Genomic DNA, 15,696 nt, shown 5'->3' with positions numbered 1-15,696 from the left:
CCGCTCTCCATGTCCTTACGGCACGAGGAGGAAGTCCGTCATGTCCGCGGGATACTCGACCGTGCGCACGAACCGCAGTGTCTCGGCGTCGTACAGGTCAATCGTCGGACCCGCCGTGTGCACGTAGAGCAAACGACCGTTGGTCGATACGTCGAGCCCCATGCGGGGCCGGCCAGCGAATTCCACGCGTTGCGCGACGCGGCGATTCTCGAGGTCATACATCCAGAACTGGTAGTTCCCCACCTGCTGCTTGAGCCCGTAGGCCCGGCGGCGCCCCGGCGCCAGCGAGAATCCCACACCGTCACTGGGGCCGAGTGAGTAGAACTCCACAGCCTTCTGTGCCAGGTCGACGCGCGCCACCCCCATCAGCGTTCGGTTATTGATCGGGTCCGTCGAACGAAAGAGCCCGGTGAAGAACCCCGGCTCTTCGTACAGGCTCTCGGGGAATCCGAAGTTCCATCGCCCCAGGCCATCGTCCACACTGCGCTGCAGGTCCCACCGATCGACCTGCTTGAGGGTGAGCGCATCGTAGATGAGGATGTCCTCGGACGTAAAGAAGTACATCAGGTTGCCGTCTGGCGAGAGCACGATCTGCGCGAAGTCGCGCTCCTCTCCCGCTGGCCACTTGATCGTGTCCGTGACCACCTTCTTCTGCAGGTCGTACTTGAGCAACGTCGGCTTGCCGATCTCAAATCGATCAGACTTCTTGGTCGCGGTCTTCACGAGCAACACGGCATACCGCTCTTTCGGGTCCACGTTGAACCCCGAGATGCGCACCTCTCGCGTATCGTCAGAGAGCGTGAACTTCGAGATCGCCTTGCGCGTCTTGAGGTCGAAGACCTCGAACCACTGCCGCGTGGGCTCGGTCGTGTACAGGTGCTGCCGATCACCGGAAAGCGTCATCCCGAACGGGATGCCGATCGACACCGGCATGGAGTCCTTCACCGCGAGCGACGCTTCGTCGATGACGAAGATCTTCTTGGCGTAGGTCGCGTAATACACCGTGCCGGTGCCGCCACTGACGGGCTGGGCCGCGGCGCCCTGCGCAACCAGGAACAGCCACGCCGCGGAGGCGGCGAGCTGCACGACGGAGTTGGGCAAGCTCATGGGAAGATCAGGTCAATCTTGCGCCAATCCTGTTGGGCCGCGGCACACTTCGCGGTCCAGTCGGGCGCGTGATTGTACAGGTCTGGCACGTGGATCGGCCAGAAGCAGGTGACATAGCAGTCATACAGGTCGCGCTCGACCGGCGCACAGAGTCCGGCCGTCGACCCGGAACTATCGACTTCCCACCCGGGGGCAAAGACAAACGAGCAGCCGAGCGGGATGTGTGGCCCGTCTTGTCGCTGCTGCAGGGCCACGACGTCCGCGACATCGTGTGCGTCGCCGGTCGCTGCGGCGCGCGCCGCGTCGGCGGCGAGCACGCCGTCGATGGCGTGGGCCTTGCGATTGATGGCACTCAGGTGGCGCATCGGCCTCCTCTCCTCAGGCGTCGAACTGTCTCAGGAACTCTGGCCGCCGCGCGGCCAGCGTTGCGTACACTTCCAGGCACGTCGCGCTCCAGCGACGGATCCATTCGCAATAGTGCAGGTTGGGCTGGGCCGTCGACCCGTACCGGGTGTGCGCCTCATGGTAACACCCGCCAGCGCACAGTGACCGCGCCCAGCACGTCCGGCAGTCGGTCTTGTGGTCAATGTGATGCGACCGCAGGTACTCGTCCTGCCGCCCGTGGTCGATCCCGTCTCGCACTGTGCCCAGCTTGTGCGAGTCGGAGCCGGCAAAGCGGTGGCAGAGGGCCACGTCGCCGTCGGTCGCAACACCTAACAATCCAAGTCCTGCCCCACAGGGATAGGCCTTGGCCACGCCCTTGTGGATCTCTTCAAGGGTATCGCGCACATTGCTGAACCCATGATGACGGCCGTCGAGTGACGTCTCCAGGAATTCGCGAGCCAGCAACTGGAATTCCTGCAACATCTGCTCGAACCCGTCATCCTGAATCGCGTAGTCGCGCTGCCAGCTGGTGGTCACCGGGGCAAAGCCGACCTCGTAGAAGCCGACGTCGTGCTTCAGGTGCTGGTAGATCTCGCGCACCTTGAGGTTCCCCTTCGTCAGCGTCACGCGCGCACCGATCGGCCGACGGCGATGACGCCGCAGCAACTCCTGCACGCGGGGAATCACGCTGTCGTAGCTCCCCATCCCGTTGGCGAAGACGCGGTTGGCGTCCTGCTGCTCCCGCGCACCGTCCATCGAGACGGTGACCCCGATGTTGTGCTCGACCATCCAGTCGATGATCTCGTCGCGCAACAGCGTGGCGTTGGTCGTCAGGCTGGCATCCACTTCCTTACCGAGGGCGACCGCTTTCTCCTTCGCGTACGACATCGCGAAGCGCAACACCTTGAAGTTCAGCAGCGTCTCGCCGCCAAAGAACGTCAGGTGCACGCGGGGGGCATCGCCGGCCTCGGCAAACATGAAGTCGACGCTTTCGCGCGCCGTCTCCTCGCTCATGAACCGCGGCTTGGTGGACGGCTCCACGAGCCGGTCCTCACCGTATTCGTAGCAATACTTGCAGCTCAGGTTGCACTTGCTCGTCACGTTCAGGACGAGCGTGGTCAGCGGAATCCGTCGGCGGGGCCCCGGCACGGCAGGGCGCGGCGCGGGCGCCTGCACCGTCTTGATCGCCTGGGCCCCCATCAACTCGTGCACCGTCTCCTGCACCACCGGTGCGGAAAAGCGGTCGGCCAGCCGTGCCGACAGCGCCTCGGGGGTGAGGTCCTCGGCGCCTAACGCGTCGAGCACGGCCTCCGACGCCCCATCGAGGCGGAACACCGCGGCCGATGGCACGAGGTAGACGTGCGGGGCTCCGTCGGCCTCGAACGCGTGATACTCGCCTCGCCGGAGCAACATCATGGGGAGGTCCGGGTCGGTTCCCAACGCATGTACAAGGGCACGGTCACGATCATGTGCGCCCGCCCCTTGAGGGGACGTGCCCCCGGGGCTGCGGGCGTGTGGGTCGCCACCACCCACACGTCACCGATATTGTTGCGGCTCCCGCTGCGTTGGGGGTTGGGCCCGTCAAGGTTCGGCGTGAAGAACCCCTTCTGGTCCAGCGTCCCGACGTACTGGATGTCGTCATCCTTGTAGGTCACCCCATACTCCTCAAGCGCCCACGTCACGGGAACCACGCCGAGGTCGAGGTCGTCCGCGGTCTCCGGCTTGCCGTCGGGACCATTCGCCATCCCGATGGCCTCGAATTGCGCGAACTGCTTGGGAAAGCGCACACCACCGGCGCGGGCCATTCCCCACTGCGGGGTCACGCGCACCCGGTCGACGGTGCGATACGCGACCACCGCCCCCCGCAACGACGCGCCGCCGACAAACAGGTCGCGCGCTCCGGGACGCACCGCGTCGTCCACCGACACCTTGAGCACCAACTCATCCGGCGTCGAGCGTACAATGCGCGACACGGTGACCCCAGGGCCGAAGTCGACCCCGGTTGCGGCGGCAACGCGCGGCAGGTTGGAACCGAATACGGTGACGTCGGCGTCCTTGGTTCCCGCCCGCAGCCCCCGCGGCTCCACCCCGAGCAATGCCACGCTCCCGGCGCTCCGACGCATCGTCACGTCCATCCCGAATTCGTCGTAACCACCGCGAAACCAGCGACCGCTCATCTCCTGCCAGCCGGGCTCTACCGACACGACTTCGCGCCACGCGCTATCTGGCGTCGCCCCAGTGGGCGTGGATCGGCCGCGCCACTGGTGGCCGGTGTAAACAATGGAGCGGCCGTCTCGCGTCACGGTCCGGCCATCGCGCGCATATCGATACGTCGCCCGCGTGGTGAACTCATCGTCAGTCCCAGGGACCTTCGTCGCGACCAGCTTGCCGTAGAATGCACCGCGCCCCGGCTCATTCCCGGACAGCACCCACGTGCCCTCGAGTGGCGCCGGACGCATCGTCGCGGACCATGCGGCCCACTCGGTCGTGTGCAGCGGGAAGGCCCGCGAGAGGTGCGCGATCGCCTGGTCCATCGGATGAGGGGCCGGCGCAGAATCCCGCGGCGAAGGCCCGCCGCGCCGAAACGCCTGAAAATCCGAGTTCGGGTAGTAGCCGCGATGGGTGGCGATCAACAACTCCCACTCGGCGCGCGTCCGGCGCTGCAAAAGGACCCGACCGACCGAGTGACAGGCACGGCACGTCCGGTCCGTCGGACCATCGCTGTACGTGTAGTCGATCAAGCGACGCTCGGTCTCGAACCGGGCGGGCTTCACCTCGGCTGGCGCGAGCCCCTGCGTGTTCGCGAAGTACTTCACGACCGCCCGCGCCTCCGCCGCTTCCATCTTCACCCCGTTCAGGCTGGCCATGCGTCGGATCGACGCCTCCCAGCCTTCCGGCGCCTTACGGATCCATGACAGTCGGGCCACTCGACCGGTGCTGTCCGCCTTGTGGCACCCACCGCACTTGCGCAAGACGAGCGGGTCGCGGACCACGAAGCCACCCGTGTCTGGCGCCGTTGCGCCGCCCTGTGCCAAGGCCACACCCGCCGGGGTGCTCCAGATGACGACTGTCGTTAGGGCTCTCCAAACTCGCATCGGTAATCTCGTCGCGCGAACCCGCCAGTTCTACGCGTTGCCGGACCGCCTGTCAAGCAAACACGAGCACTTCATGGGCGAGCAGGACCGAAATCGCGCCGATCAGGTCTGACAGGGGATGAACGCCGTGCGCGCGCTCGTACGCCGCGCATAACGCGCCCATCTCCGCTCCCTCCCCGGCCAGCTCGGACAGTGCGATCAAGTCGACATTTCGCAGGAACCGGACTGGCGCCTGGATGCCCTCGAGCACGAGGTGAGGCGCGATCACCACCTGGTTCTCCCGCACCAGGGGAGCAGACGCGACCACCGGCCCTCCACGGCGCAACACGGCAGGGTCACGCTGGCGCAGCGCCTCAAACGCGCGGAGGACACCCGGGTGCTGCCGCATCGTCCCCACCAGGTCCCCCTGCTCATCATCCACCGCCATCGCCGCACGCGCGGCCCAAAATCCCGCGCTCCCACCCGGGACGGCGTCGCGCGACAGGGCGCCGAGAGGCGCGCGCGCCGCACGCACGTATTCCGCCTCGCGTTGCACAAACAGGTTGAGGGCCGCCTCTTGCGCACCGGGTGACACCAGGGCGGTGTGAATAGCCACGGCCCCCATCCATGCCGAGGCGAGCGCCTTCTTCACGCCAAACGAGGAAAGCGGGTCCAGGAACGAGGCGGCGTCTCCCACGGCAAGCACCCGCCCGTCCACTGGAGACTCGGTACTGTAGGTCGAGGCATCACACGCAAACGGCTCCCCGATACACTCCCCGCCCGCCAGGATCGCCGACAAGGCAGGCACCTGGGCGAGGCGCCGATGATAGTCGGCGCCGAGCGCCCCGCCAGAAGGCGACCCCGACGCGGGATTGAACATCACCGTGAAGTACCGACGTTCGCGGTCCACGGGGACGGACCAGCCCCATCCGTTCTCGACACTCTCCACAAGCGTATGGCTTTCCTCCGGAAGCCCCCAACCGCCCGTGCGACGCCACTCTGCCGCGAGCGCCATGGTCCGCCAAGCGACCCCCGCGCCGATGCGCTGGTGTCGCGCGACCAGCCCGGTCCGGCCCGAGGCGTCAATCGCCCAGTGCGCACGCAGCGTCCGCTCCTCACCGTTGACCTCGGCCGTACAGACCACCCCGTCGTCAACCGTCACGAGCGACCGCGCCATCGCGGGCCGGTGCCAGCGCACGCCGCAGGCGATGGCGTGGGCGCGGAGCACCTCATCAAAGCGCGCACGGTCCACCTGCCACCCCGTCGCTCCTGCAGGGAACAACTCAACACGTCGCTCGCTCCCGCCCCACCACACGGTGTTCCCGGTCGCCTCGAGGAACCCGGCCGACGCGACCGCGGGCAGGACACCGATCACCTCCAGCAACCGTCGGCAGCTCGGCGGCAACGACTCGGCCAGTGCCGGGCGGACGGCCGGGCGGTCGAGAACGACCACCTGGTGCCCCCACTTGGCGAGCAGCGCGGCCGCCGCGGCCGCGGCCGGGCCCCCACCGACCACCAGCACCTCACACGTCAACTCGCGCGCTTCTCCTGTCACGAATCGTTCCAGACGATGACGAATCCCCAATGTTCGGACGCTGAGTCCGAGCCACGCCCCTCGCTTCCGGCTACCAACTGTTGATCTTTTGGACAAGCGGGGTATCGCTGGCCGTATGGCGTGTTAGGTTCCCCGGAAATCCGCATGTGGAGACCCACGGTGCTGGTCAAACAGTGGCGGTGGTACCCAGGCACAGGTTGGAGCGATCCCACGATCCCGATCTCCGGCTGCCACCTGGTGCTCGCGTTTGGGACTCGCCCTCGGTTGGAGGATCCTGATCTCCAGCACATCCTCGAGGTCCTGCGAGGCACGGCCCCGCTTGTGGGGTGCGCCTCGGTCGACCGCGCCGACAGCGGTGGCACCATCGGGCAGGGGTTGATCGTGACCGCGCTTCGGTTTGAGCGCTCAGGGGTGCAGGTCGCCATCGGAATGCCCGACTCGGCGGACCACTTTGCCAATGGCCAACACATCGCCTCCCAGCTCGACGCACCCGACCTGCGACACCTGTTCGTGTTCACCGAAAGCCCACGAGACGGGGGGAGCGAGGTAATCCGGGGGATCAGGAGTCGACTTGTCGGAGGCGAGGCAATCCCGGGAGGAATGGTCTGCGCCGGGACATCGTTCGAAACGTCGTGGGTGCTGGTCAACGACACAGTGGCCCCCGGTAGTGCCCTGGCCATTGGATTGTCCGGCAGAGACGTCCAATCGGGCGACGCAAAGATGGACGGTTGGATGTCGTTCGGCCCAAGCCACCATGTGTCAGCCGCCCACGATAGCGTGCTCCGCGAGTTGGAAGGGGCAGACGGCGCCTGAGCACCCCGGCGGCCGCGCCGTGCGCAAAGGTGATCGAAACGCGCGGCCGGCGACAGGCAGGGTCAACAGGCCCTCGTAGCCTCGTCGGCGGCCGAGCAGGCACTATCCGCGCGACGACTGCAGCTCGCGCCGCCAGGCCTCGAACGCGCGCGGGAGGAAGGTCGGGCTGAACATCGCCCATTCCCCGAGGGAGGGAGAGATCCGGAAGGTTGCGGCAGCGTCCGCTGAGGCGACCCCCCGCGCGAACGCGGCCCGGGCGGCCACCTCCACCTCCCCGAGCACCTCGAGGTAGCGCGCCAGGTCGTCGCCAGAGGCCACCGGCCCATGCCCGGGCACATAGTGCACGGAACCGGCCCGGCGCAACGCGCGCACACTCGCCGCGAGGGTCCCGGGACGCGCGTCGACATAGTTGGGGAACATGGCGTTCCACACCAGGTCCCCACAAAACGTCACCGCTGGGTCATCCAACTCAATCGTAACGTCGCTGGCGGTGTGTCCTGCCCGCGGCACCAGACGCACGATGCGCCCACCAAGGTCCAGCGTCGTCGGCGCGGCCGGGTCGACCACCATCGCCGTCGCGAGCGCCGAGGCGCGAATGGCATCGGCCGGGGTGTTGCGTGCGGCAAGGTCGCGTGACGCGGCCGTGAGGTGGACGATCGCGTGGCCCGCGTCGCCGGCGTACCCCGCTAGGCCGTTCACATGATCGCTGTGGTAGTGCGTGCACACGACGTGCGTGGGCCAACGACCCGTGAGCGTGCGTGCCTGCTCGCCGAGCCAACGAGCGCCAGCCGGCGTCATGAACCCCTCGATCACCAATACGCCCGCGCGCCCTGCCACGATCCCGCCGTTGGCCACGGTCGTCATGTCCCCGGCCAACGGCGTCGACACCAGCGCCCAGACGCCGTCGGCCACCCGCTCGAGGCGTCCGAACGGCTCGAGCGCCACGACGCGCGCCCCGCGCGGCGCGGCCCAGGCCCGTCGCGCCAGCATCGGCATGGCCGCGGACGCCAGCGCCAGGTGCCCGGCACAGCTCAATGCATCATGCAGAAACGCGCGACGACCCGTCATCGACTCTCCGGTGTTGGGGCGGCCTAGCCGCCGTCGAGGTCCCGGCTCACCCCCGGCAGCTCCGGCGGCGAGGCGCCCTGCAACCGGGCGACGATCCGGTCGCCGTGGTACCGCCCATTCTCGATGAAGACCTTGTTCGCGTCATACCCGGCGGTCACTACTCCCGCGACGAAGATTCCTGGCACATTGGTCTCCATGGTCGTCGGGTCATGGGTCGGGATGCCGCTCGCCGCGTCGATCGTGACACCAACTGCACGCAGCAGCTCGGTATCCGGGGCGTACCCCGTCAGCAGGAAGACATGGTCGGCCGGCAGGCGTTCGGACGCGCCGCTCGCGTCCATGAGGGCCACGTGATCCGCGTCGATCGCCGCGACCCGCCGCTCCCACCGGACGGCAATGCTCCCCTCCGCCACCCGGTTGGTGAAGTCCGGCAGGACCCACGGCTTGATCTTCTTGTCGAAGGTGGTCCCGAAGTGCACGAGCGTCACGCGCGCCCCGCAGCGCCACAGGTCCAGCGCGGCCTCGGCGGCCGAGTTCCCCCCGCCCACCACGACCACGTCCTGCTGGAACGCCTGGTGGCCCTCACGATACACGTGGCTCACATGAGGCAGCGTTTCGCCGGGGACTTGCAGCAGGTTCGGTGATCCCCAGTACCCGGTGGCCACCACGACCGCGCGGGCGGTGATCCGCCGCCCCGTTCCGCGCCGGTCCGTCAACACCTGCAGCGCCGGAGACGCGCCCTCGATCGCGAGCACGGACTCGTACTGGCGGACGGTGAGCCCAAAGTGCTGCACGACCGCGCGGTAGTACACCAGGGCATCGCGCCGCGTCGGCTTTGGCTCCGCGATCACGAACGGCAACCCACCTAACGACAACTTCTCCGCGGTGGAGAAGAAGGTGGCCTGCAGCGGGTATTGCGTGATGGCGTGCACCACGCAGCCCGCTTCCACCACGATGGTGCCCAACCCGGCTCGCTGCGCCGAGATCGCGGCCGCCAGGCCGCACGGCCCAGCCCCAATGACCACGACGTCGGCGCGATCATGCACGGTGTCAGCCCGTCCCCGGTGCGACGTCGATGATCTGGTCGCGGCGCGTCCCGACACTCACGTACCGGACAGGGGTCTCCACCAGTGCCTCCAGTCGCGCCAGGTACGCCCGCGCCGCTGCCGGCAGCTCCGCCATCGACCGACAGTCACCGGTCGACTGCTGCCAGCCGTCCATCCACTCGTATACCGGCTCCAGCTGCTCCAGCGCGGTGATATCCGCCGGAAACTCCCGGAGCACCTCGTCGCCATGACGGTAGCCCGTGCACAGGGCCACCCGATCGAGCGTATCGAGCACGTCCAGCTTGGTCACGGCCAGCCCGGTCAGCCCGTTCACGCGCGACGCGTACCGCACGACCACGGCGTCGAACCAGCCACAGCGGCGGGGCCGGCCGGTCGTCGCCCCGAATTCGTTGCCCAGCTGGCGCACCCGCTCCCCCAGCTCGGCGTCAAGCTCCGTCGGCAGGGGACCGTTCCCCACCCGCGTCGTGTACGCCTTGACGATGCCTAACGCCGCGTGAATCGCCGTCGGCGCAATGCCCGCGCCGGTCGCCGCCCCACCAACCGTCGTGCTGCTGCTGGTCACAAACGGGTACGTCCCGTGGTCCACGTCCAGCAACGATCCCTGCGCCCCCTCCATCAGGACCGAGGCGCCATGGCCGAGGGCCCGGTGCAGCGCAACGCTCAGGTCGTCCGAGAGGGCCAGCAGGCGCGCCGAGACCCGGCCCAGGCTCGCGAGCACCTCGTCCGCATTCGCCCGCTGCGAGGAGCCGAATGCCGCGAGCCGCATGTTGGCGTGGTCGCAGCCTCGTTGCACCAACTCGCGCAGCCGGTCCGGATGCTTGAGGTCAACGACGCGAATGCCCCGTCGACCAGCCTTGTCCTCGTACGCCGGGCCGATGCCACGCCCGGTCGTCCCGATCGCACGACTCGCCTGGCTCTCCTGGTCCACGAGCTTGTGGTAGGGCATCACCAGGTGCGCCCGATCGCTCACGTAGAGACGTCCCTCGACGTCGATCCCGTCGCGCACCAGCTCGTCGACCTCGGTGAACAGCGTCTCCGGATCGAGCACCACGCCGTTGCCAATCGCGCAGCGCACACCGGGGTGCAGGATACCACTGGGGATCTGGTGCAGCACAAACGACTCATCGCCGATGTGCACCGTATGGCCGGCGTTGGCTCCGCCCTGGTAGCGGACCACCCAATCGGCACGCTCGGCAAGCACATCCACCAGCTTGCCCTTCCCCTCGTCGCCCCACTGGGCGCCGACTATCACGACCGTCCTGGTCTTCGAATCGAACATGGGTACCGGGCAAAAAAAGACGCCCCGGCGGGAGTCGGCGGGGCGTTGGGGAAAGCTACGGCTGGGCCCGAGGGGAATCAACCGCGGACGGTCACCTCAGCTTGCCCATCGCTCGCTCTAGGTCCGCCTCCAGGCCAGATCCGATCATCGTCCCGCCCGGTGTCGGCCACCACACGCTCGGCGTGCACCAGATCGGCCTCCTCGGTCAGCGCGATCAGCAGGGACGTCCCCTCCGGGATGCCGCTCCCCATCTGCTTGAGTAACGCGTCAGGGAATCCCGCATCGATGAAATGCGCGGCGGCCCCGCCCAGCAGAGCCCCCGTGATCAGCCCGATCCCGGGCAGGAGCATCGCGGCGAGCGCTCCCACCGCAGCGCTCTTTCCCAACCCCCAATCCTGCGTCTCGGTGAACTCCACGCGCCCGTCGATCAACCGCTGTACGAGGGCAACGTTCCCCAGGCGCGCGCCGGCATTCTTGAGGCGATCGAGGCCGGCCTTCGCCCCGGTTGTCGACGGGTACGAGGCGACAATGATCTTCTTGGAGACTGGTGCTGGCGGCGGAGGGACGGTCATGGCTGGCGGCAGTGAAGTAGGTGGAGCGTGCGACTGGGGGATACGTTAGCTAACCGCGCCACGCGCTGAACCACAAGATGATCGCCACGGCACACCCAAGCCCCGTCTTGGCCGCCGCGGCCATCACGCGGCCAATCAGGGCGCCGGTGGCCACCCGCGTGGCCGAGCTCCCCGTGGCTTCCTTGCGCGTGTACTCCATGACCAGGGCCCCGGCAAAGGCCCCCGCGAACGCACCGATCACCGATCCGATGATGGGCACGGGAACGCCCAGCATGGCGCCGGCGATCCCTCCGAGAATCGCTCCCCACCCCGCGCGCGACGACCCGCCGTACTTGGCCGTGTACTTCGTCGACAGCGTCCACTCCAGTACTTCCGCGAGTAGCGCGAGCGCCGCGGCAACTCCAATCGCGAGTCCCGAGATTCCTGCGGCTGGGACGATCCAGTTGTAGACGAAGGCCGCGCCAACCATGAACCACAGGCCGGGGAGGCCCAGGGGACAAGGAACAGCGACAGCGTGAAGACCGCGGCGAGCGCAAGCAGGGCCATGTCGTCAGGGGCGTGTGGTCAGCAGCGTGGTGAGGAGCCGGGCAACGTCGTCCGCACCGCGACCGGTGAGCCCAACTACGGTGTCGCCAGGTCGGTGGATTCGCGCGAGGGTCCGCCAGGTCCCCCCGCTCACCGTCACGGCCTGCCACCCGGCGTCCGCGAGCGCCACACCGTCGGTCAGCAGCCCCGGGATCACCCCGGACACCCGGACCTGCCCGGCGCGAGCCACCGCGCCCGCCAGCGGGCGGGACTGTGCACCATGCACCATGCATCGCAGCGCGCCGTCATCGTCCACCGTGTCCACGTTGATCGCGGTGCCCCGTGGCCGCCCGCGGACCCACGCGCGCATCCCGGCTAGCCCCAACTCCTCGGCGCTGGGGAACACCACGCCTAACGACGCGGTCGGCGGCAGGCGCTCGATCGTGGCCAGCACCGCGGCGACTCCCGTCCCGTTGTCCCGGGCCCCCGGGGAATCCTCCCCCACGGTCGCGAAGGACAACACGATCCCGGCCACGGTCCCGACCAGCGGGATCACCCAGGGTGCCTCCGCGCGTGCCGGCCACGAGAACCCCACGAGCACCGTCCCGACGAGGACGAGGCCCAGGATGACCAGGAGGGCGGCGCGCACCAGGGTCGGCATCGGTTGCGACTTGGTGTCGAGATGGGCCACGAGCCAGACCGTCGGCGACCCACGGGTGCCCACCAGGTTGATCCCCGCACGCCGCGCCAAAGGGAGGGACAGCACACCCGTCCGCGCGGCCCAGCGCGCCGCCAGCACGATCGACCAGGCCCAGGACGCCTAACGACCAGGATGCTCGCCCCATCGCCCCCGGCCCGCCAACTCGCGGCGGTGGCCGCCAGGGAAACGGCGACCATCGCGGAGACCACCGGCACCATCCAGCGGGCCACCGCGGCCGAATACGCGAACGGCTCCTCCGTGACGGAGAAGCCGTGTTGTTCGAGGACGCGGCGGCACCACGCCCGTGCCTCTGCCTCGGCCGCACTCCCTGCCGGCCGTGGCGCGCGCCCGACGGCGTGCAGGTGACGCGCCGCGGGCGGGAGCGGAGCCTCGTCAGGCAACGCGGGCGAGGCTCGCCTCACGCAACAGACGCTCCACGTCCGCCAGATCGGCCGCAGACGCGTCGAGCAGCGGGAGTCGCACCGGCCCCCCGCGATAGCCGACGCGCCCCAGCGCGGCCTTGACCGCGGGAATTCCCATGCGCCCCACGATCTCCAGCGCCATGGGAGTCATGCGATCCTGGGCCGCCTTGCTCGCCGCGACGTTTCCGCCCTGGAAGGCATCGAACACCTCCAGGGACAACGCGGGAGCGAAGAGGGCCACCGCCAGGATACCGCCCCCAACTCCGAGCTGCAGCGCTTGGTGGAACGAGCCGCCATGACCAGTAATGACGGTGAACGCATCCGACTGGGCCGCGAGGTACTGCGGCAGGTACGCCAGGTCTCCCGAGGAATCCTTCATCCCGATGACATTGTCATGCTCTGCGAGACGTGCGACCAGCTCGCCCTCGAGCTTGAAATGCATGTACTTCGGGATGTTGTAGAGCAGGACCGGGATCGGCGACTCATCCGCGACCCGCTCGTAGTGCGCCTGCAAACAGGCGCTCGTCATCGCGTTGGCGTAGTAGTGAGGCGCCACCACGAGCACCGCGTCGGCCCCGCGCTCGGCGGCCTCCCGGCAGCGCCGCACGCACGCCTTCGTCGACTCGGCGCCGGTGCCAACAATCAGCCGCTTGTCGGCCGGTGTCACGCTGCGCGCCATCTCGACCAATCGTTGGCGCTCGCCCTCTTCCAGAAGCGCCGCTTCGCCCGTCGATCCCGCAACCACCAGGCCATGCAACCCGGCCCCGAGATGCGCCGCGGCGTTTGCCCCGAAGGCGTCGAGATCCAGCTCGCCGCGTGCGTCGAAGGTGGTGATAACCGGGCCAAAGACTCCACGCAACGACAGTTTCACGGCCGACTCCGCGCTCAGGTGAGGGTGGTCGCTCCCGCGGCAAAGGGATCAGCAGGGGCGTCTGACCCGCGCCGCGCGGCGGCCTGAAACATACTCATCTGCAGCTCGAAATCCGCCGGCCGCGTCGAGGCGGCGAGTGCCGTCGGGAAGGTCACCACCCCCTGCGCCACCAGGTCCGCGAGGTGCTGGTCGAACGTCTGCATGCCGTACTGGTCGCGCCCGTCGGCCATGTAGTCGCGAATCTCGCCGACGCGCTGGTTGAGAATGAGGTCGGCGATCAGCGGCGTGTTGATCATGATCTCGCACGCGACGGCACGCCCGCGGCCATCGGCGCGTGGGAGGAGGCGCTGCGACACCACCGCCGCCAGGGATTCCGACAAGCGGATCCTGATCACCTCCTGTTCCTCCGGTGGGAACATCGAGACAATGCGCATGATGGTCGCCTGGGCATCGGGCGTATGCACGGTCGCGAGGAGCAGGTGCCCCGTCTCCGCGGCCTTCATCGCGGTGTCGATCGTCTCCGTGTCGCGCAGTTCTCCCAGCACAATGACGTCCGGGTCCTGTCGCAGGGCAGCCTTGAGGCCCACGCGAAAGTTCTCCGTGTCGACCCCGATCTCTCGCTGCGTGATGGAGCTCTTCAGGTCGCGGTGGAGGAACTCGATCGGCTCCTCGAGCGTCACGATGTGGCGCTCCATGTTGCTGTTGATGTGTCCCATCATGGCGGCCATCGACGAACTCTTGCCGGACCCGGTGACCCCGGTGACGAGGACCATGCCGCGTTCGGTCGCGGCGATGCGCTCGATCACCGGCGGCAGGTTGAGCTGCTCGATGGTCGGCACGCGGAACGGGATTACCCGCATCACGATCATGAAGCTCGATCGCTGACGCAGGATATTCACGCGGAAGCGCCCAATCCCCGGCGCCCCCCAGGAGCAGTCATGGTCCAACAGCGAGTCGATGTTGGCCTTGACCTTTTCGTTGGAGATGAGCTTGAGCGCGATCGCCCGCGTCTGCTCCGGGGTCAGCGCCTGCTTGGTCAACGGGACGAGCTTGCCGTCGATGCGGGCGCGGAAGACGTCGCCCGCCTTGATGTGGAGGTCCGAGGCCCCCCGCTCCACTGCTGCCTTGATGATCGTTTCCATCGCCCGTCCAAACGTCGAATGGTGACTCCACCCCCGCGACCGCCCGCTCCGGCCAGTCCTGCCCTCCAGACGATCCAACCGTGACCCGAAGCACGGGCGTCAGGTGGGAGGGTCAGTCGAGTCCCATCGCCCCCCGCACCTCGCGCATTGTGACCTGCGCCACATTCCGGGCCCGTTCGGCACCGTCGCCGAGGATCTCCTGCACCCGTCCAGGCTGGGCCTGGAGCTCCGCGGCCCGCCCCCGGATGGGGGCCAATTCCGCGTCGAGGTGCCCGTGGAGCACCTTTTTGCACTCGATACACCCCCACCCCGCGCTCCGGCACTGGGTGGCCACGTGCTCGATAGTGTCGGCAGGACTGAACGCCCGGTGCAGCTGGTAGATGTTGCAGACATCGGGATTGCCGGGGTCGGTCTTGCGCACCCGGGCCGGGTCGGTGACCGCAGGACGGAGTTTGTCCCAGATCGCGCCGCTCTCCTCGAGCAACCCCACGGTATTGCCCAGCGACTTGGACATCTTGGCCTGCCCGTCGAGGCCCATGATGCGACGGGTCGGCGTCAGGCGCGGCTGCGGCTCCGGGAAGTACCCCTCCCCAAACCGCGCATTCCATCGCCGCGCCACCTCCCGGGTGAGCTCCAGGTGCTGGATCTGGTCCTCTCCCACCGGCACGGTGTCCGCGTGATACAGGAGGATGTCTGCCGCCTGCAGGACCGGGTAGTTCAGAATCCCTGCCGGCACACTCTCCTGTCGCGCCGACTTCTCCTTGAACTGGGTCTGCCGCTCCAGCTCCCCCAGCGGCGTGACCGTGTTGAAGATCCACGCGAGCTCGGTATGTTCCGGCACGCGAGACTGGACGAAGATGGTGGCCCGATTCGGATCGATGCCGGCCGCCAGCAAGGTCACCCCCATTTCCCCGGTGCGTCGGCGCAGGTCGTCCGGCGCATACGGCAGGGTGATGGCGTGGTAGTCCACCACGCAGATGAACGACTCGATCTCGTGTTGCAGGTTCACCCAGTTCCGGACGGCCCCGAGGTAATTCCCGATGTGCAGTTCACCGGACGGCTGGATGCCGCTGAAGATGCGTGGCATGTCGGGAACCTAAGGCCGAGGGCTTTCCGC

The 15,696-nt window shown here is 68.0% G+C and carries 15 protein-coding genes; 1 reads left to right on the top strand and 14 read right to left on the bottom strand.

The annotated features are described in order from the left end of the window. Window positions 1-15 precede the first annotated feature (15 nt). Genes IPK85_26750 through IPK85_26730 form a run of 5 tightly spaced genes read right to left on the bottom strand, consistent with a single transcriptional unit; the run spans window position 16 to window position 6,120 of the window. Window positions 16-1,107, bottom strand: coding sequence for a hypothetical protein (locus IPK85_26750; GenBank protein ID MBK8250965.1), 1,092 nt, complete (start codon window positions 1,105-1,107; stop codon window positions 16-18). After that, entirely contained in the window at window positions 1,104-1,472 is a 369-nt protein-coding gene (qhpC, locus tag IPK85_26745) for a quinohemoprotein amine dehydrogenase subunit gamma (protein ID MBK8250964.1), read from the bottom strand. Before qhpC ends, IPK85_26750 begins: the two co-directional genes overlap by 4 nt. Window positions 1,473-1,485: 13 nt before the next feature. Next, complete coding sequence (gene peaB / locus IPK85_26740; GenBank protein ID MBK8250963.1) at window positions 1,486-2,907, bottom strand: quinohemoprotein amine dehydrogenase maturation protein; 1,422 nt, start codon at window positions 2,905-2,907, stop codon at window positions 1,486-1,488. Then, window positions 2,904-4,586 carry a quinohemoprotein amine dehydrogenase subunit alpha gene (gene peaA / locus IPK85_26735; GenBank protein ID MBK8250962.1) on the bottom strand — a complete coding sequence of 561 codons (1,683 nt, stop codon included), beginning with the start codon at window positions 4,584-4,586 and terminating at the stop codon, window positions 2,904-2,906. Before peaA ends, peaB begins: the two co-directional genes overlap by 4 nt. A 52-nt stretch (window positions 4,587-4,638) precedes the next feature. After that, window positions 4,639-6,120, bottom strand: a complete 1,482-nt coding sequence (locus tag IPK85_26730; GenBank protein MBK8250961.1) for a tryptophan 7-halogenase — start codon at window positions 6,118-6,120, stop codon at window positions 4,639-4,641. A gap of 144 nt (window positions 6,121-6,264) precedes the next feature. On the opposite strand from IPK85_26730, the gene IPK85_26725 reads away from it, so the two are divergent. Further along, window positions 6,265-6,933, top strand: a complete 669-nt coding sequence (locus IPK85_26725; protein MBK8250960.1) for a hypothetical protein — start codon at window positions 6,265-6,267, stop codon at window positions 6,931-6,933. 102 nt (window positions 6,934-7,035) lie between these two features. Here the strand turns inward: IPK85_26725 and IPK85_26720 are convergent, their stop codons facing one another. From IPK85_26720 to trpS, 9 genes are all read right to left on the bottom strand, one after another. Next, a complete protein-coding gene (locus IPK85_26720; GenBank protein ID MBK8250959.1) occupies window positions 7,036-8,001 on the bottom strand; it encodes an MBL fold metallo-hydrolase in 966 nt (321 codons plus the stop codon). A gap of 23 nt (window positions 8,002-8,024) precedes the next feature. Then, window positions 8,025-9,047 (bottom strand): YpdA family putative bacillithiol disulfide reductase, encoded by a 1,023-nt coding sequence (ypdA, locus tag IPK85_26715; protein ID MBK8250958.1) that lies wholly within the window; start codon window positions 9,045-9,047, stop codon window positions 8,025-8,027. Between the two features lie 4 nt (window positions 9,048-9,051). Beyond that, window positions 9,052-10,347, bottom strand: a complete 1,296-nt coding sequence (locus IPK85_26710) for an adenylosuccinate synthase (protein ID MBK8250957.1) — start codon at window positions 10,345-10,347, stop codon at window positions 9,052-9,054. Window positions 10,348-10,424: 77 nt separating this feature from the next. Further along, the gene (locus IPK85_26705) at window positions 10,425-10,919 is read right to left on the bottom strand and encodes a DUF1269 domain-containing protein (protein MBK8250956.1); all 495 of its coding nucleotides are present in this window, start codon (window positions 10,917-10,919) and stop codon (window positions 10,425-10,427) included. Window positions 10,920-10,968: 49 nt separating this feature from the next. Continuing rightward, on the bottom strand, window positions 10,969-11,388 hold the full coding sequence (locus IPK85_26700) for a DUF456 family protein (GenBank protein MBK8250955.1): 420 nt from the start codon (window positions 11,386-11,388) through the stop codon (window positions 10,969-10,971). Window positions 11,389-11,469: 81 nt separating this feature from the next. Next, entirely contained in the window at window positions 11,470-12,210 is a 741-nt protein-coding gene (locus IPK85_26695; GenBank protein MBK8250954.1) for a M28 family peptidase, read from the bottom strand. A gap of 327 nt (window positions 12,211-12,537) precedes the next feature. After that, entirely contained in the window at window positions 12,538-13,437 is a 900-nt protein-coding gene (locus IPK85_26690; GenBank protein MBK8250953.1) for a dihydrodipicolinate synthase family protein, read from the bottom strand. Between the two features lie 14 nt (window positions 13,438-13,451). Continuing rightward, window positions 13,452-14,579 carry a PilT/PilU family type 4a pilus ATPase gene (locus tag IPK85_26685; GenBank protein ID MBK8250952.1) on the bottom strand — a complete coding sequence of 376 codons (1,128 nt, stop codon included), beginning with the start codon at window positions 14,577-14,579 and terminating at the stop codon, window positions 13,452-13,454. 112 nt (window positions 14,580-14,691) lie between these two features. Next, a complete protein-coding gene (trpS, locus tag IPK85_26680; GenBank protein ID MBK8250951.1) occupies window positions 14,692-15,666 on the bottom strand; it encodes a tryptophan--tRNA ligase in 975 nt (324 codons plus the stop codon). Window positions 15,667-15,696: the final 30 nt, after the last annotated feature.

It is taken from the genome of Gemmatimonadota bacterium (genome assembly GCA_016712265.1).
Lineage (GTDB): Bacteria > Gemmatimonadota > Gemmatimonadetes > Gemmatimonadales > Gemmatimonadaceae > RBC101.
This window is presented reverse-complemented; position numbering and strand designations above follow the sequence as displayed.